Raw genomic sequence first — 15835 nt, forward strand, 5'->3', positions numbered from 1 at the left:
ACTCCATCGTGCCCCGGTGGTGGTCCCGCGGCTACCCCTCGTGCACTCCGATATCCCCGCCCGAGACACCGGTATCGCGGGTGGTGATGAACGAGCCCTTGGCCCGGACATAGGCGAGCCGGTCCTCGGGATGCTCCACGGCCAGGCGCAGCTTGAGCTCGCCGTAGGCGTCGCGCTCCACCGGATGGGTGCGGAGGTGGTCGCGGAAGGCGAGATAGCGGCGCCACTGCTCACCGCCGTGGTCGAGCACGTGGACGTTCACCAGCCGCACCCCGGGCTCGAGCTCGAGGGCATAGATCCGATCAGGCCGGTCCGGACCTGCCTCGCCGCGGTAGAGGTGACCGGCGCGCATCAGCCACGAATGCAGCGGCTGCGGGTCAGAGCCCGGCCGCTGCCCGATCGCCACATCGAGGATCGCCTTGGCGGGCAGGCCAGGTACCGAGGTGGAGCCGATGTGCTCGAGGGCGAGGGCGTCGGCCGGGCGGGTGGGGGTCAGCGCGTCGACCAGCCCGGTGAAAGCTCGGGCCCAGTGCGGCGAGGGCGCGGCGAGCTCCACCACGCCTCGGTGCACGCCGAGATCGGCGTCGCGCAGCGCGACGGCGAGCGCAGGGCTCATCGGTGCCGCGTGCTCGCTGCGCAGGAAGGGAACGGGAATGGGGTCCACCTGCTCGCTTCCTCTGTCTCACCTGCGTCGGTCGTGACGCCTCCTCGGCACCGCTGCCGACCCGACGATGCCGGAGCGACACGATGCTGGAGCGATGAGGCGCCCGGGCGACTATAGGCGCCGCGCCCTCCACACCAGCGCGATGATCGCGAGCTGGACCAGCAGCAGCATCGCCCCGATCATCACCTCGCCCCAGCCCATCGCGAAACCCGACTGCAGAGTGCCGATGCCGCTGGCGACCGGATAGAACAGCGGCCACAGGACCAGCAGGTTCCGCACCAGCGCGTACACGAGGGCGAAAGCGAGCGCGAAGGCGCCGAAGGCCAGCGCCGCGGGCAGCGGCACGCTGCCCACGTGCTGGAGCGCGAAGCCCGCACCGACCAGGAGTATCGCCGGCAGCCAGCCGAAGGCCCGCTCCCACCGCAGGAAGAGCCAGCCGAAGACGAACAGCGGCTCCCACAGCACCACCAGGTTCCCCAGCAGATGCGGCAGCACCGGGACCCCCTGCTCGGCGGCCAGCACGAACAGCTGATAAGCGGAGCCTGCGCCGAGCACCGCGGAGAGGACCAGGGACAGGACCAGGTGGCGTCGGGTGATGCCCAGGCCTTCGAGCCCTTCGCGGCGACGGTGCAGCACGGTCAGGGCCGGCACCAGGGTGCCCAGCAGCAGGATGCCGGCATAGAGGAAGGCGGGATGGATCGTGGTCCCGGCCCAGTAGGAGCCCCAGAACCCCACGAGGGTGGCCAGGGCGATGAGGGTGTCGACGCCGGGATCCCAGGCGACCATCCGTCGCCGCACGCGCACCGCCCCGTCGGCGCCCGATCCTGGACCGTGCACTGCCCCCGCTGACTCCGTCATGCGTCCATCCTGCCTGCAGCCTGCCGCCGCGTCCACGGCGAGGCGAGATCGGCAGGCTGCTCCGCGTGCACAGCTCGGGCCGGGTCGGCGCGGACTCTCGTGGCCGGCCGGCCGGCCACGAGAGTCCGTGCCGGCGAAATGCGCAACCCCACTGACCGTCGTGTGCATCGTGCCGGATGCGTCGGCCACACTGGGGGTATGGACGATCTGCTGGTCACTCCGGGCCCAGGGGCTCCGCGCGGCCTGCGGGTGCCGGCCGCGGAGCTGGATGAGCAGTTCTCCCATGCCTCCGGTCCCGGCGGGCAGGGTGTGAACACCACCGATTCCCGGGTCCAGCTGAGCCTGGACCTCGCCACCACCACTGCGCTCGACGAGGTGCAGCGCGCACGGATCCTGTCCCGGCTCTCCGCGAAGCTCGCCGGCACGGTCCTCACCGTGACCGCGTCGGAGCAGCGCTCGCAGCGACAGAACCGGCGGGCGGCGCGGGAGCGCCTCGCCGCACTGCTGCGGGAGGCCGTCGCCCCACCGGTGGTGCGCCGGGCGACCCGGCCCACCAAGGGATCGAAGCGTCGGCGGCTCGAAGCGAAGCGCCAACGGGCGGACCTCAAGCGCACCAGGCGCCGCCCCGGGGGCGAGTGATCTCCTGAAAGTCCCGTGGCGACCTGCGCGTTCTGCTCCCTCAGCTGCCCCACCTCGTCTAGGTTGAGCCCATGCTCCGTCGCCTCCTCGCCCGCGCCTTCTGGGCCCTCAGCCCCTGGAAGCTCGTCACCGAACCGGCACCGCGCCGGCCCGCCGTGATCCTCGGCGCCCCGCACACCTCCAACTGGGACTTCGCGATCATGCTGGCGATCTCCTGGCGGCTGCGGCTGCCGATGCGCTGGCTGGGGAAGCACACCCTGTTCACCTCCTGGCGGGCACCGATCATGCGCGCGCTGGGCGGGATCCCGGTGGATCGCTCGGACCCGAGCAGAGTGGTCGACGAGGTGGTGGCCCGGGTGCACGCCGGTGAGGTGTTCGGCCTGGTGGTCACGCCCGACGGAACCCGCGGCGCGCACACCCACTGGAAGTCCGGCTTCTACCGCATCGCCCGCACCACCGGACTGCCGGTGGTGCTCGGCTACGTGGACAGGACCACGATGTCCACCGGACTGGGCCCGACCATCGAGCTGACCGGTGAGGTGGGCTCCGACATGGACCGGATCCGTGAGTTCTACGCGGACAAGGCCGGCTACCACCCCTCGATGCGGGTCGAGCCGCGACTGCGGGAAGAGGGCACGAACGGGGACCTCACGATCCCCGACCCCGCCTGACCCCGTCTGACCTCGCACGACCTGGAACGACCTCGAACGCTCCGTGCCGTCTTCTGTCATCATCCCAGGCCACCGCCGATGGAGACCGCTTCCCGAAGCCCCCGCGTTTCTCCGTCATGCCTTCGGTCCTGTCCTCTAGCGTGAGCGTGTGACGCCGCCTCCTGCTCCTCGCTCCCAGCTCCGGCTCACCCGGCGCGGCCGGCTCGTCCGCTCCGGCCTGGTGCTGCTGCTGGGCGTGCTGCTGGTCCTGGCGCTGGTCGGCGTGGTCCGCGCCCTCGGCGGGGACGAGGAGGTGCGAAGTGCCGGGTCGAGCTCCGCCACCGCGGTCGCAGCCGACGACAGCGGTGCGGCGAGCCCATCGGACAGCGGCGCCGAGGGCCCGTCGGATGCTGGCGGAGCGACGGCGGAGATCCCCACGCCCGAGGCTGAGGGAGACGGCCCCGCCGACGATGCGGAGATGGTGCGCTCCGGCACCGTGGGCGAGGGCACCTGGGCCCTCGCCTCGCCCTCCCCCTCAGCTGCGGTGGCCGAAGGGATGGCGGTGCGCACCTATGCCGTGCGGGTCGAGGACGGCATCGGCGTCAGCGCCGAGGAGGCCGCCACGGAGATCGCCCGGATCCTGGCCGATCCTCGTGGCTGGCAGGAGCTCGAGAGCGTGTCCTTCCACCAGGTGGCGACCTCTGAGGAGGCCGAGTTCACGATCTCGCTGGGGTCCCCGCCCACCGTGGACGAGCTGTGCCTGCCGGCGAAGACCGGAGGGACCTGGAGCTGCCGCATCGGCCCGGACGTCGCGCTGAACTCGGATCGCTGGCTCCATGCCACTCCGACCTATGACGACCTCGCGGAGTACCGCGCCTACATGATCAACCACGAGGTGGGCCATTTCCTCGGCCATGGTCACGCCCGGTGCGGCGGCGCCGAGCTGCCGGCACCCGTGATGCTGCAGCAGTCCATGGACCTGGAGGGGTGCCTGCCGAACGCCTGGCCCGCGACCAGTGCGACGGGTTGAGGGCACGCAGCTCTTCGCTGCACCGTCACCGCGACCCGCCCCCGGTGGTGGCGTAGGGTGCTCCGATGGAGCTCCTCGAGCACGGTGCACAGGTTCCTGACCCCCTTCAGCCCTATCTCGATGTGGACCGTTCCCGGCCGCGTCATGAATGCTGGGTGACCGGGCACATGGTCGCGGGCCTGGATGGCACCGCCGCGATCGGCGGTCGCGTCGGCGCCCTGTCCACTGCCCCCGATCAGTCGTTGTTCCGCCGCATGCGGCAGATCGCGGATGTGGTGATGATCGGTGCAGAGACCGTGCGGCGCGAGGGCTACGCACCGATCCGGCTGTCCCAGCAGGCGCGCGAGCAGCGCCGGCTCGACGGCCGCTCCCCCACCCCACCGGTCGCGGTGGTCAGCCGCAGCCTGGATCTCGACCTCACCTCGAGCGTCTTCGCGGGCGCGCCAGCAGGTGCTCGGACCCTCGTCATCACCTGCACCGCCGCCGATCCGTCACGCCTGGCCGCAGTGCGAGAGGTGGCGACGGTGATCATCGCCGGTGAGGACCGGGTCGACCCGGCGACCGCGCTGCGTGCCCTGGCCGAGCGCGGAGACCGGGTGGTGCTGTGCGAGGGCGGCCCTCGATGGCTCGGCGAGCTGGTCGCCGCCGATCGTCTGGACGAGCTGTGCCTGTCCCTCTCCCCGCTGATGGGCGGGGACCCGCTGCCGGTCAGCGTCACCCCACCCGGCGCAGGGCTCCGCGACTTCGCGCTGAAGGGCACGATGGTCGAGGACGACACGCTGTTCCTGCGCTACGAGTCGCTCGCGCAGGAGGGCGGGTCCCGTGGATGAGGAGGCGTTCGGGTCGCTGACGGCCGCGGCTGATCCCGCGATGATCGTGGTCACCACTGCGGCCGAGGGGGAACGGGCCGGCTGCCTGGTGGGCTTCCATGCGCAGTCGAGCATCTCCGCCGCGCACTACTGCCTGTGGCTGTCCAAGGCGAACCACACCTACCGGGTCGGGCTGCGGGCCACCCATTTCGCGATCCACTTCCCCACTGCCGAGGATCTCGATCTCGCGAAGCGCTTCGGGACCCTCTCCGGGCAGGACGAGGACAAGTTCTCCGGCTTCGAGATCAGCGTCGACGAGAGCGGGGTCCCCCTCCTCGAGGCCTGCCCGCACCGGATGCTCGTCGAGCGGCTCACGCTGCTCGACGACGGCGGTGACCACGTGTGCATCACCACGACAGTGCTCTCGGCCTCCTCGCCGGGCCGTTTCGAGCCGCTGCGGCTGTCCGACGTCGTGCATCTGCGAGCGGGCCACGCCGCCGAGGAACGGGCGATCCAGCCCTGAGACCCTTCCGCCCCCCAAGAACTCTGCGGATCTGGGCGAGCTCACCGCCCGGATCCATGCGCTGGCCGCTCTCGGCTTCGACGAGGTCCCTCTGCATCACGTCGGCCAGGAGCAGCGGCCGTTCCTGGAGGCCTTCGGCGAGCACGTGCTCCCCGCAGCTGCACTGACCCCTCACCGGTCTCGCCCCGCACCGACCAGTCGAACGGTGGCTCTGCGAGGATGCCGGCCCCGGACTACGGTCAGCGGGATGCCGACCACACCGCCGTCGGCCCCGCCCGCGAAGAGAGGTCTCCGCTCATGGTGATGCCGACGTTCGAGATCGACCCCTGGACCCTTAGGGAGCCGACGGTCGATGTCGATGCCCTGCCCGTGAGCGAGACGGTCTTCAGCCTGTCCAACGGCCACCTCGGCGTCCGCGGCACTCTGGACGAGGTCGCCCCCCACGCGGTGCGCGGCACCTTCCTGGCCGGCGTCCACGAACAGCACCCGCTGTCCTATCCCGAGGGCGGCTACGGCCATCCCGAGCAGGGACAGGCGATGGTCGCGGTCGCCGACGCGACCGCCCTGCGCCTGACGGTCGATGGGATCCCGCTGGACGTGCGCACCCTCGAGCCCGAGATCCATGAACGCTCCCTGTCCCTGCGCACGGGGATCCTCTCGCGCCGCTTGGTCTGGAGGACCCCCGCCGGCACCCGGCTGGAGCTGCGCAGCCAGCGCATGGTCTCCCTCGTCGAGCGTTCCCTGTGCACGGTCCGCTGGCGGCTGCGAGCCCTCGACGGCCCCGCCCACGTCGTGGTGCGCTCGGAGCTGGCACTCGGCGAGAGACCGCCCGAGGTGGAGAACAACGACCCGCGGGTCGGGGAAGCTCTCGACGATCCCTTCGAGATCCTCCACATGGCCTGCGACGACACAGGCGGGGTGCTCGCCGCGCGCACCCATCGCTCCGGGATCGAGGTCGCGACGGCGACCCAGCACAGGGTGGCCGGGAGCGGGTCGGTGGCCACCGAAGCCGTCTCCGATGACCACGTCGTCACCGTCATCTCGGCGGATCTCGAGGCGGGGAATTCGCTCGAGATCGACAGGCACTCCGGCTACGTTTGGGCTCGCGATGCGGACCCCGGTTCCCTGCAGGAGTCGGCTCGAGCCGTCGTCGACTCGAGCATCGACCGTGGCTGGGAGGCGCTGGCCGCGGCGCAGCAGGACGTGCTCGACGAGCTCTGGGCCACCGCGGATGTCGAGGTCGACGGGGACGACGAGCTGCAGCAGGCGCTGCGCTTCAACGTGTTCACCCTGTTCACCGCCACCGCGTGCCTCGACGGCGCCCCGCTCGGCGGGAAGGGGCTGACGGGCCTCGGATACAGCGGGCACACCTTCTGGGACATCGAGGGGTTCGTCGTCCCCGCACTGTCGCTCCTGGTCCCCGACGCTGCGGCACGGCTGCTGCGGTGGCGCGCCTCGACCCTGGACGCCGCCCGGGAACGGGCTACCGTGCTGGGGCTGCAGGGAGCGACCTTCGCATGGCGCACCATCGACGGTCGTGAGGTCTCCGCGTACTGGCCGGCCAGCACCGCGGCGATGCACGTCAACGCAGCGGTCTCCCGCGCCTTCTGGCTCCACGGCAATGTGACGGGACAGGGGCCCGGGACGCTCGGCGGGCTCGAGGTGCTGGTGGAGACGGCGCGGCTGTGGATCTCGATGGGCAGTGAGGACGCCGAGGGGGAATGGCACCTGTTCGGGATGACCGGTCCGGACGAATACACCGGTGTCGTCGACGACAACGTCTTCACCAACCTGATGGCGCGGCGCAACCTCCTGCACGCCGCCGAGGCCTGCGCGCTGCTGAGCGCGGAGGCCGCCGCGCTCGGCGTCGGCGGCGAGGAGATCGCGCGCTGGCGCGGAGCGGCGGAGGCCGTGCACCTCCCCTGGGACGAGCACCTGCAGGTCCATCCGGCGAACACGGGATTCACCACCTACCAGGAATGGCCCTTCGAGGACCACGACTCCTCCCCCGTCCAGGAGCATCAGCATTACGCGACGATCTATCGCCGTCAGGTGGTCAAGCAGGCGGACCTCGTCCAGGCGCTGTGGTGGTGCGGCGATGACTTCACCGCGGAGCAGATCGCCCGCGATCTCGACTACTACGAGGCGCGGACGGTGCGGGACTCCTCCCTGTCGGCGAGCGCCCAGGCGGTGGTCTGCGCACGCGCGCAGCATCCGGATCTGGCCCTCCGCTATCTCCGCGAGAGCGCGCTCGTCGATCTGCGGGATCTGTCCGGTGATGCGAAGGACGGGCTGCACCTGGCCGCTGTCGGAGGGACCTGGCTCGCGCTGACGGCGGGCCTGGGCGGGCTCCGCGATGAGCACGGCGAGCTCGAGCTGGCGCCGCTGCTGCCGTCGGGGCTGACCCGCTTCCGCTTCCACGTCACCTGGCACGGTCACCTCCTGCGGGTCGAGACCACAGCCGCGGGCACGGAGCTGAGCCTTCTGCGCGGGGACGGCCCGCTGGGGGTCCTCGTCGACGGGACCCGGGTCACCCTCTCGTCGGACCATCCCGCGCGGGTGCCGCTGCGCACCGCTGCTCCGCTCCTGCCGGAGCCGACGCAACCGCCGGGGCGCGCGCCCCGGAGCTGAGCCGCACCGCCTCCGCGGCGTGCCCCGAGGGGGGGGAAGCTGATCCCCAAGGTCCCCATCTCGAGCAGACACGCCTCGAAGAATCGCGTGTCGCCGGTGGAGGATGCCCCGCGCCCGAGTAGCACCTTCAGCGTTCCCACTCCGCCGAGGAATCCCACCTCGGCCAGCAGGGCGATCACGATCGGTCGCCATGAGCGCCTTCGTCGGGCCAGAACGATCGCGACCGCTGTCAGCACGGGCAGGCACACGGCCTGGCCGGCGATCCGATCCAGCACGTGCTACGCGAACTCCAGGGAGGACGGGCGGGGTGTCGAGCGCGCGGAGGCCGCGTCTCGCCGGACTGCTGTCCGTGCTCGCCCCACACGCTCACCGGTCAGCGGCGGGACGCAGCGAAGGTCGAGTGGCCGGGGCCCGAGCCCGGGGCCACGACGGCATCGATCGCGTCCCGCTCCTCCGCCGTCGGCTCCCATTCCACGGCGCTGGCGTTGGCCGCGACCTGCTCGGGGCGGGTGGCGCCGGCGATGACGGTGTCCACGGCGGACTGGGCGTGCAGGCCGCCGAGCGCGATCTCGAGCATGCTCCGCCCGGACCTCTCGGAGAGCTGGCGGAGTCCCTCGACCACGTCCCAGCGGGCGCTCTCGAGGCGCGCCGTCTCGGTCGCGAGCCGCGTCCCCTCGGGGGCGCCTCCCGCCTGCGAGTACTTGCCGGTGAGCAGCCCGAAGGCGAGCGGGAAGTAGGGAAGCAGGCTCATGCCGAAATGCTCGAGGGCGGGCACCAGCTCCGCCTCGGCGCTGCGGTTGTACAGCGAGTACTCGTTCTGCGCGGTGATGAAAGCGGGCGTCCCCGCCGCGGCGGCGAGGTGCGCGGCGTCGGCGACCTCCCACGCGGCGAGGTTCGAGCAGCCGATGTAGCGGACCTTGCCGGAGCGGACCAGGTCGCCGAGTGCCTCGAGCGTCTCCTCCATGGGCGTGATGCGGTCCGGGGTGTGGAGCTGGAAGAGGTCGATGTGGTCGGTGCCCAGGCGGCGCAGGGAGCCCTCGACCGCGCGGAGGATGTAGCCGCGGCTGGCCCGATTGGCACGCGCCCCGGGGTAGGTCTCCCCCATGTCCATGCCGAACTTGGTCGCGATCACGACCTCCTCACGCCGGGAGCCGAGCGCCCGGCCGAGCATGGTCTCGGACTCGCCGACGCCGTAGGCGTCCGCGGTGTCGAAGAAGGTCACACCCTCGTCGAGCGCGGCATGGACGACGGCGGTGGCCGCGTCCTGGTCGATGCGGCGCCCGAAGGCGTTGCATCCGATGCCGAGTGCAGAGACGAGGAGACCGCTGGAGCCGAGGGAGTCGTAGCGCATCGCCCCAGGCTATCGCCCGGTCACGACGCTCAGCGGGCGGACGAGCCGCGGCGGTGCGCACTCGTCGCCGCCGCGGGGCGCTCGCCCGCCCTTCGGTAGGCTCGCCCCGTGCACCCTGTCCTGAACATCTCCGCCTACCTGTTCACCCGGATCTCCGATCGTGAGCAGTTGCGGCCCGTGCTGCGCGAGCGAGCGGAGGCGGCCCAGCTGAAGGGCACCATCCTCCTCGCGGAGGAGGGCATCAACATGTTCCTCGCGGGTGAGGCCGACGCACTGCGCGGGTACCTCGATGCTCTGCGCACCGAACCTCGCTTCGCCGCGCTGACGGCGAAGGAGAGCTGGTCAGCCGAGCAGCCGTTCCGCAAGATGCTGGTCAAGCTCAAGCGCGAGATCATCCGCATGGATCACCCCACCATCCGCCCCATCGATGAACGCGCGCCCGCCGTGGCACCGCGCACCCTCAAGCGCTGGCTCGACCAGGGCCACGATGACGACGGCCGCGAGGTCGTCATGCTGGACACGCGCAATGCCTTCGAGGTGGACTACGGCACCTTCGAGGGCGCCGTCGATTGGCGCATCGAACGGTTCACGCACTTCCCGGAGGCGGCCTCAACTCATCGCGATGCGCTCGAAGGCAAAACCGTCGTGAGCTTCTGCACCGGTGGGATCCGCTGCGAGAAGGCTGCGATCCACCTGCGCGAGGACGGCATCGACGCGCTGCAGCTCGACGGCGGCATCCTCGGCTATTTCGAGGACGTGGGCGGCGACCACTTCACCGGCGAGTGCTTCGTCTTCGACGAGCGCGAGGCGCTCGCTCCCGACCTCACGCCGCGGGACGACGCCGTCGCGACCTCGGACAGCCGGTGACGACTCTTCGGTGACGGCGGGTCGAGGAGTGTCCCGTCAGTCGTGCTCGAGCTCCTCAGCACCGGAGGCGTCGGTGAACAGCGCATCAGTGCCGCTCCGCGCCGCCGCGGGTGAGGCTCGGCCCGGAGAAGCGCCATCCCGGCCGCCGTCTCTCCGGAAGCGGGCGCCGCGCACCGGTCAGGGGGAGGAGAACTCTGCCGTCGGCGCGGATCCTCACCAGCAGATCGGTCGTGGCCGGGCGCGTCACGGCGACGCGTGGGTTCCTGGCATCGGGCATGCTCATGCGCTCATTCTCCTCCAGTGCTCCGGCGCCGGTGCTCACCCTGCACGGGCCGCGGCTCAGGGTTCACCGCCGCCGTGCAGGGGGGCCATCCCCACTGCGAGAGGCGCCCGTGGCCACTACCGTGGAGTGCATGACGACGATCTTCAACGCCCTCCGCAGCATCGGCTTCCAGCGCGGTCCCCGCCGTCTCGTGGCAGGGATCGGCGGTGGTCTCGCCGAGAAGTTCGGGCTCGACGTGTGGCTGGTGCGCGTGCTGCTGCTGGTGTCCTTCCTGCTGCCCGTGCTCGGGCTCGGCGCCTATCTGGTGGCGTGGATCCTGCTCCCCTGGCAGGATGGCCGCATCCCGCTGGAGCGTGCCGTCGCGCGCGCCTCAGCAAGGTCCTGAGCCGAGGGTTCTGCGTTCAGTCGCCGGATGCCGCAGCCGTCCCCGCGGTGATGAGCGGCTTCACCATGATCCGGCACGGGGTGTCTTCGCCCCACAGCTCGGTCTCCTCCAGTGCCAGGAACCCGTACCTCTCAGAGAAGAGCCTGGTCCGGGCATAGCCCGTCGACGATGAGCTCACTCCCATTCGCAAGGAGCGCGCCGTGGCCACAGTGATCGTCCACGCAACCATCACCCTCGACGGACTCCTGGCGGACCCGGACGGCGCGGTCGACTGGATGTTCGGCAGGCCCTCCGCTCCCGAGGACTACTCCGTCGTGGAGCGAGTCATGGGCCGGATCGGAGCCGTGGTCGGGGGCGCGAACTCCTCCCAGACCATCGAGGACGATGAGCTCCCGTACGGCGGCATGCTGAAAGTGCCGGTCTATCTCATGACCCACAGCGCCCATGAACCGATCGAGCGCGACGGCACCACGTACACCTTCATCGTCGACGACATCGCCGAGGCCGTCGCGCTGGCCGCACGGTCCGCCGGCGATGGCTGGGTCAGCCTGCTCGGCGGGAGCATCTCTCGGCAGTGCCTGCGGCTCGGGCTCGTCGATGAGCTTCACCTCGATATCGCGCCGGTGCTGCTCGGCGACGGCATCTCGCTGTTCGCGGGCCTGGGGCAGCGCATCGAGCTCGAACGCCTCGAGACCTCCGCGTACGCGAGCGAGACCCACCTCCGCTACCGGATCCTCAGGTAGCGCTCTCGGCGAGATGTCCGGGCCGGTCCACACCTGGTCACGCCCCTCCGGCGAGTGGGCCGTCACGTCGAGCCAGGCGGGCTCGATACGCGAGATGCTCTGAGCTGGCGCTCCGATGGGGTCGTACAGCCGTCGCCCGGGTGGTTAGGCTGGCCGGATGGCGACAGTCATTCTCGTGCGGCACGGCCGCACCACAGCAAATGCGACGGGACTGCTGGCAGGTCGGACCCCCGGCGTTCTTCTCGACGATCACGGACGGGACCAGGCGGCGCTGACCGGAGACCGGCTCGCGGCCGTTCCCCTCGTCGCGGTGGTGTCGAGCCCCCTGGAGCGTTGTCGACAGACCGCCCAGCACATCCTCGATCGCCAGGCGGTCACGCCTGACGCACCGGTCGATCCCGATCTCACCGAATGCGACTACGGCCAATGGCAGGGCCGCATGCTCTCCGACCTCGCGACCGAGGATCTGTGGCCGCTGGTCCAGTCGCAACCATCCGCCGTCGTCTTCCCCGACGGTGAATCCATGGCCGCGATGCAGGCTCGATCAGTGGCAGCGATCCGCCGCCACGATGCAGCCTTCGAAGCCGAGCATGGGCCCGAGGCCGTGTGGGTCGCGGTCAGCCACGGTGACATCATCAAGTCGGTACTCGCCGACGCGCTCGGCATGCACCTCGACCTGTTCCAGCGCATCAACGTGGGCCCCGCCTCCGTATCGGTCGTGCGCTACGGCGCCAGCCGGCCGAGCGTGCACGCGACCAACACCGACGCGGGTGACCTTTCGTGGCTGTCGAAGGGCCTCCACCCTGGCGATGCGCAGGTCGGTGGCGGCGCGGGGCACAAGGCACCATCGACCAGCGGCGCCTAGGATACTGGCATGCCTACCCGTGTTCACGAGTTCAACTGGCCTGATCGGGCCGTCGTCGGCACCATCGGCCTGCCAGGGGCGCGTACGTTCTATCTCCAGGTTCGCTCAGGAACGCAGGTGGTGAGCATCGCCCTCGAGAAGCAGCAGTCGGCTCTGCTCGCGGACAAGATCGACGAGATCCTCGACCAGCTCGCCACCGTCCAGGGCAACCCCTTCAGCGTGCCCACGACCACGCCCCCTGAACTTGTCGACAACGACCAGCTCGAGGCCGTTCAGGAGCATTTCCGCACCGGCACCATGAGCCTGGGCTGGGACCCGAGCACGGCCCAGATCGTCATAGAGGCCTACCCCCTCACGGATGTCGAGGCTGACGACAACGATGACCTGGCTGATGAGGACGGAGCTCACGAGAGCGAGAAGCTGCTGCTGCGCATCCCGGTAGGCACCGCCCGTGCCTTCGCCCAGCGCACCCGCGAGGTCGTGGGGGCCGGGCGCCCGTTGTGCCCGCTCTGCGGCTACCCCATCGACCCCGACGGGCATCTCTGCACGCTTCCCGAGGACTGATGTCCGCCACGGACCTGGTGACCGCAGACCTGACGATCACCGGTCGCATCAGAACGGCGTCCAACGCCACCTTCCTGGGCACCATCGGTGACATGGACGTCGTCTACAAGCCGAGAGCCGGCGAAAGCCCGCTGTGGGACTTCCCCAGCGGCACCCTGGCACACCGGGAAGTGGCCGCCTACCTGGTCTCGCAAGCCCTCGGCTGGGGCGTGGTACCCCACACCTGGCTGCGCGACGGCCCCCTCGGCGAAGGAATGGTGCAGCTCTGGCAGGAGCACGATCCCGACCACAGCGCCGTCGACGTGGTCGCGTCGGACGACGCGCCGACGGCGGGCTGGAAGCACGTGCTCGAGGGGCAGGATGAGAACGGACGGCTGGTCACCCTCGTCCACGAGGACTCGCCGGCCCTCCGGCGCATGGCCGTCTTCGACGTGATCGTCAACAACGCCGATCGCAAAGGCGACCACGTTCTCGCCATGACAGACGGCCGCCGGCACGGCGTCGACCATGGGCTCACCTTCCACCGCGACCACAAGCTGCGCACGGTCCTCTGGGGATGGGTGGGAGACGCTCTGACCGCCGAGGAGCTTGGCGGCATCGAGCGCATCAGCGAGGGGCTGCGCGGCGACCTGGGAAGAGACCTGGCAGACCTGCTCAGCACCCAGGAAATCGCAGCGCTCGCTGCCCGCTGCTCCAGGTTGCGCTCGGTCGGGCGGTTCCCGGCTCCCGCCGGTGACATGCCGGCGGTTCCCTGGCCCCTGTTCTGACGAAGCCGCGGCGACGGGGAACGCCGGGTGGTGTGAGGTGGGCCCGAATGCTGTGCGCTCTGCACGATCGCCGACGAGCCACGCCCGCCAGCTCATCGGCGAGATACGGAGGTACTCCACGTCCTTCGCGGCGTCGATCAGCTCGGGCTTCCGCACCGTCGCCCGTTGCACGCGGCGGCTCATGCCCAGCGGGGTCCCTGTGGCGCACCCGGTCCCGGCCCTTCAGCGCAGATACCCCGCACAGGCATCGATACCCCGCACAGGTATCGACGTCGCCGGACGTCACGTCGACGGTTGGCCGTATGCGAAGCGTCGCGACGAACGGCGTCGGCTCACTCGCTGCCCACTCTTCGACCGACAATCTGGTGACGAGGACGTCGATATCGTTCCGGAACGCCTCTCCCACACCAGCACGCCGTGCGGCCCAGGAGCCGTAGATCATGACACGCTCGGTCCCGTCCACGCCCTCGAAGAGATCACGAAGAACCGGGACAGGACCGTACCCCGCGTCGATGATCTCGCCCATGGGCCCGACCAGCGGAAGCTCGTCATTGGCACGCACGAGTCGGTTGCGTCCCTCATGGCGGCTGCGGAGGATGTCGCTCTCGACGAGGCGCCCCACCTCACGATGGACGACGGAGCCGCTGACGCCGGTTCGCCGCCCGAGCTCGGCCAGCGAGAACTCCCGGTCAGGATGCGCCAGGGCTTCTGCAAGGATCGCCTCGACCGCGTCAGAGCGCACGAACGGAGTCAGCCGGGGACCAGAAGTCTTCACAGAACGAGAAGATCTCTTCCACTTATAGGAAGTGTCATCAATGCGCGCCAGTCCGGAACCGGAAGCCCGCAAAGCTCTGAGACGTCGTAATGCCATTCCGCCGCCCAACGGCTCAGACGCTGAAGCGGAACTCCACCGAGTTCCGGTACGGAGAACCAACAGCGATGACGTTGCCTCATCTCGTGCTGAGGCGCGCGGTGAGCGAGTCCGCGATCTCGTCCGCAACCTGCACTGCCGTGTCGAACTCCAAGACCTCATCGGACCACGCGGCATAAACAGCGCGACGGCGCTGCACATCCGACCAGGTCGGCTCACTGACATAGGCGAGACCGCGATCCCTGCCGCTGAGCCTTCTCTGATGCTCCAGCGCATCGGAGATCATGAGATGCACGAATTCGAGGGTTGCCCCCGTACGCGCGGCCGCCATCCGCCAAGTCTCCCGAGCCTCTTCACTTTCGTTGACTGCATCGACGACGACATCATGGCCGAGCCGAAGATTCTGCTCCGCCATCGAACGTACTGCCTCGTACGCCGCGACGCCGACTTGCCGCCCTGTCGGCAATCCGCAGGCGAGAATCGATTCCTCGACTGCGTCGATGGAAAGGTGGATCGCTCCCGTGTTCGCCGCGACGATCACGGCGATGCTCGTCTTGCCGACCCCGGGCAGACCGGAGACCACGACGAGGCGTCCGGTCACGCGACTGCCAGCGGCGTGATCGCAGCGACCTTCTCACGCAGGGCGTGACGCTCGAGCCGCAGCTCGTAGTTCGACTGCAGGTTCATCCAGAACTCCTCGGACGTCCCGAAGTATCGCGCCAGACGGATCGCCGTGTCAGCCGTGATCCCGCGCTTGCCGTGCACGATCTCGTTGATCCGCCGCGGGGGGACGCCGATCGATACTGCGAGCTTGTTCTGCGTGATCCCGAAGCCCTCGATGAAGTCCTCCATCAGGATCTCTCCCGGGTGGACCGGCTCGATCAGATCGCCCTCAGTGGTAGTCGACGAGTTCGACATTGTCCGCACCTCCCTCTCTCCAGACGAAGCAGAGACGCCATTGCGCGGTGACGCGGATGCTGTGCTGCCCACGCCGGTCGCCGACCAGGCGCTCCAGGCGGTTGCCAGGCGGGACCCGGAGGTCTTCGACATCCTTCGCCGCATGGATCAGCTCGAGCTTCCGCAAGGCCGCCCGCTGCATCGTGCGATCGACCCGCTTGACGTACTGCTCATGCCAGATGCGCTCGGTGTCCTTGCTGCCGAACGATCTGATCACGTCACAAGCATATAACGGACACCGTCATTAACGCTAGACGTTAAACCGGAACTCCACGACGTCGCCACAGCTGCCAACCTCTGGCACGACACCGATCTACTCCAGGCGCACGCGACGGACCCCTTCCTTCGGTCGGCTTGACTCGTCATTACCGCAGCACT

The 15835-nt window shown here is 69.8% G+C and carries 19 protein-coding genes; 12 read left to right on the forward strand and 7 right to left on the reverse strand.

Features of this window, described 5'->3' with window-relative positions:
- Nucleotides 1-31: 31 nt before the first annotated feature.
- Together Q0937_RS00545 and Q0937_RS00550 are read right to left on the reverse strand one after the other, a co-directional pair.
- A complete protein-coding gene (locus tag Q0937_RS00545) occupies nucleotides 32-664 on the reverse strand; it encodes a GrpB family protein (protein WP_299298447.1) in 633 nt (210 codons plus the stop codon).
- A gap of 111 nt (nucleotides 665-775) precedes the next feature.
- The gene (locus Q0937_RS00550) at nucleotides 776-1522 is read right to left on the reverse strand and encodes a hypothetical protein (protein WP_299298450.1); all 747 of its coding nucleotides are present in this window, start codon (nucleotides 1520-1522) and stop codon (nucleotides 776-778) included.
- Between the two features lie 198 nt (nucleotides 1523-1720).
- On the opposite strand from Q0937_RS00550, the gene arfB reads away from it, so the two are divergent.
- The 6 genes from arfB (at nucleotide 1721) to Q0937_RS00580 (ending at nucleotide 7804) form a co-directional block, all read left to right on the forward strand.
- Nucleotides 1721-2161, forward strand: a complete 441-nt coding sequence (arfB, locus tag Q0937_RS00555) for an alternative ribosome rescue aminoacyl-tRNA hydrolase ArfB (RefSeq protein WP_299298452.1) — start codon at nucleotides 1721-1723, stop codon at nucleotides 2159-2161.
- Nucleotides 2162-2232: 71 nt separating this feature from the next.
- Nucleotides 2233-2832, forward strand: a complete 600-nt coding sequence (locus Q0937_RS00560; protein WP_299298455.1) for a 1-acyl-sn-glycerol-3-phosphate acyltransferase — start codon at nucleotides 2233-2235, stop codon at nucleotides 2830-2832.
- 148 nt (nucleotides 2833-2980) lie between these two features.
- Entirely contained in the window at nucleotides 2981-3841 is an 861-nt protein-coding gene (locus Q0937_RS00565; protein ID WP_299298458.1) for a DUF3152 domain-containing protein, read from the forward strand.
- A 65-nt stretch (nucleotides 3842-3906) separates the two neighbouring features.
- Complete coding sequence (locus Q0937_RS00570; protein ID WP_299298461.1) at nucleotides 3907-4671, forward strand: dihydrofolate reductase family protein; 765 nt, start codon at nucleotides 3907-3909, stop codon at nucleotides 4669-4671.
- On the forward strand, nucleotides 4664-5173 hold the full coding sequence (locus Q0937_RS00575) for a flavin reductase family protein (RefSeq protein ID WP_299298464.1): 510 nt from the start codon (nucleotides 4664-4666) through the stop codon (nucleotides 5171-5173). Before Q0937_RS00570 ends, Q0937_RS00575 begins: the two co-directional genes overlap by 8 nt.
- A 219-nt stretch (nucleotides 5174-5392) precedes the next feature.
- On the forward strand, nucleotides 5393-7804 hold the full coding sequence (locus Q0937_RS00580) for a glycoside hydrolase family 65 protein (protein WP_299298467.1): 2412 nt from the start codon (nucleotides 5393-5395) through the stop codon (nucleotides 7802-7804).
- 373 nt (nucleotides 7805-8177) lie between these two features.
- Here Q0937_RS00580 and Q0937_RS00585 read toward each other — a convergent pair whose 3' ends face one another.
- On the reverse strand, nucleotides 8178-9155 hold the full coding sequence (locus Q0937_RS00585; RefSeq protein WP_299298470.1) for an aldo/keto reductase: 978 nt from the start codon (nucleotides 9153-9155) through the stop codon (nucleotides 8178-8180).
- A gap of 108 nt (nucleotides 9156-9263) precedes the next feature.
- Here Q0937_RS00585 and Q0937_RS00590 point away from each other — a divergent pair, with 108 nt between their 5' ends.
- Nucleotides 9264-10022: a sulfurtransferase gene (locus tag Q0937_RS00590; RefSeq protein ID WP_299298473.1), complete on the forward strand. Its 759-nt coding sequence runs from the start codon at nucleotides 9264-9266 to the stop codon at nucleotides 10020-10022.
- An 85-nt stretch (nucleotides 10023-10107) separates the two neighbouring features.
- On the opposite strand, the gene Q0937_RS00595 is transcribed toward Q0937_RS00590, so the two are convergent.
- Nucleotides 10108-10305: a hypothetical protein gene (locus Q0937_RS00595; RefSeq protein WP_299298476.1), complete on the reverse strand. Its 198-nt coding sequence runs from the start codon at nucleotides 10303-10305 to the stop codon at nucleotides 10108-10110.
- Nucleotides 10306-10435: 130 nt separating this feature from the next.
- Between Q0937_RS00595 and Q0937_RS00600 the strand changes: the two genes are divergently transcribed.
- From Q0937_RS00600 to Q0937_RS00620, 5 genes are all read left to right on the forward strand, one after another.
- On the forward strand, nucleotides 10436-10690 hold the full coding sequence (locus Q0937_RS00600) for a PspC domain-containing protein (protein WP_299298479.1): 255 nt from the start codon (nucleotides 10436-10438) through the stop codon (nucleotides 10688-10690).
- Between the two features lie 200 nt (nucleotides 10691-10890).
- Nucleotides 10891-11433 carry a dihydrofolate reductase family protein gene (locus tag Q0937_RS00605; protein WP_299298482.1) on the forward strand — a complete coding sequence of 181 codons (543 nt, stop codon included), beginning with the start codon at nucleotides 10891-10893 and terminating at the stop codon, nucleotides 11431-11433.
- A 157-nt stretch (nucleotides 11434-11590) separates the two neighbouring features.
- A complete protein-coding gene (locus Q0937_RS00610) occupies nucleotides 11591-12298 on the forward strand; it encodes a histidine phosphatase family protein (protein ID WP_299298485.1) in 708 nt (235 codons plus the stop codon).
- 9 nt (nucleotides 12299-12307) lie between these two features.
- Nucleotides 12308-12862 carry a DUF3090 domain-containing protein gene (locus Q0937_RS00615; RefSeq protein ID WP_299298488.1) on the forward strand — a complete coding sequence of 185 codons (555 nt, stop codon included), beginning with the start codon at nucleotides 12308-12310 and terminating at the stop codon, nucleotides 12860-12862.
- The gene (locus tag Q0937_RS00620; protein WP_299298491.1) at nucleotides 12862-13629 is read left to right on the forward strand and encodes an SCO1664 family protein; all 768 of its coding nucleotides are present in this window, start codon (nucleotides 12862-12864) and stop codon (nucleotides 13627-13629) included. Before Q0937_RS00615 ends, Q0937_RS00620 begins: the two co-directional genes overlap by 1 nt.
- A gap of 950 nt (nucleotides 13630-14579) precedes the next feature.
- Here the strand turns inward: Q0937_RS00620 and Q0937_RS00625 are convergent.
- From Q0937_RS00625 to Q0937_RS00635, 3 genes are read right to left on the reverse strand one after another with little or no spacing between them, the layout of a single operon-like run.
- The gene (locus tag Q0937_RS00625; protein WP_299298494.1) at nucleotides 14580-15101 is read right to left on the reverse strand and encodes an AAA family ATPase; all 522 of its coding nucleotides are present in this window, start codon (nucleotides 15099-15101) and stop codon (nucleotides 14580-14582) included.
- A complete protein-coding gene (locus Q0937_RS00630; RefSeq protein ID WP_299298497.1) occupies nucleotides 15098-15418 on the reverse strand; it encodes a HigA family addiction module antitoxin in 321 nt (106 codons plus the stop codon). Before Q0937_RS00630 ends, Q0937_RS00625 begins: the two co-directional genes overlap by 4 nt.
- Nucleotides 15393-15674: a type II toxin-antitoxin system RelE/ParE family toxin gene (locus Q0937_RS00635; protein WP_299298500.1), complete on the reverse strand. Its 282-nt coding sequence runs from the start codon at nucleotides 15672-15674 to the stop codon at nucleotides 15393-15395. Before Q0937_RS00635 ends, Q0937_RS00630 begins: the two co-directional genes overlap by 26 nt.
- Between the last annotated feature and the right edge of the window lie 161 nt (nucleotides 15675-15835).

Origin of the sequence: uncultured Brachybacterium sp. (assembly GCF_947500705.1) — a bacterium.
Lineage (GTDB): Bacteria > Actinomycetota > Actinomycetes > Actinomycetales > Dermabacteraceae > Brachybacterium.

Coding starts and splice junctions, on each gene's coding strand:
- Q0937_RS00550 (WP_299298450.1), bottom strand. CDS start 1,522: ATGACGGAGTCAGCGGGGGCAGTGCACGGTCCAGGATCGGGCGCCGAC.
- arfB (WP_299298452.1), top strand. CDS start 1,721: ATGGACGATCTGCTGGTCACTCCGGGCCCAGGGGCTCCGCGCGGCCTG.
- Q0937_RS00560 (WP_299298455.1), top strand. CDS start 2,233: ATGCTCCGTCGCCTCCTCGCCCGCGCCTTCTGGGCCCTCAGCCCCTGG.
- Q0937_RS00570 (WP_299298461.1), top strand. CDS start 3,907: ATGGAGCTCCTCGAGCACGGTGCACAGGTTCCTGACCCCCTTCAGCCC.
- Q0937_RS00580 (WP_299298467.1), top strand. CDS start 5,393: ATGCCGGCCCCGGACTACGGTCAGCGGGATGCCGACCACACCGCCGTC.
- Q0937_RS00585 (WP_299298470.1), bottom strand. CDS start 9,155: ATGCGCTACGACTCCCTCGGCTCCAGCGGTCTCCTCGTCTCTGCACTC.
- Q0937_RS00595 (WP_299298476.1), bottom strand. CDS start 10,305: ATGAGCATGCCCGATGCCAGGAACCCACGCGTCGCCGTGACGCGCCCG.
- Q0937_RS00600 (WP_299298479.1), top strand. CDS start 10,436: ATGACGACGATCTTCAACGCCCTCCGCAGCATCGGCTTCCAGCGCGGT.
- Q0937_RS00610 (WP_299298485.1), top strand. CDS start 11,591: ATGGCGACAGTCATTCTCGTGCGGCACGGCCGCACCACAGCAAATGCG.
- Q0937_RS00615 (WP_299298488.1), top strand. CDS start 12,308: ATGCCTACCCGTGTTCACGAGTTCAACTGGCCTGATCGGGCCGTCGTC.
- Q0937_RS00620 (WP_299298491.1), top strand. CDS start 12,862: ATGTCCGCCACGGACCTGGTGACCGCAGACCTGACGATCACCGGTCGC.
- Q0937_RS00630 (WP_299298497.1), bottom strand. CDS start 15,418: ATGTCGAACTCGTCGACTACCACTGAGGGCGATCTGATCGAGCCGGTC.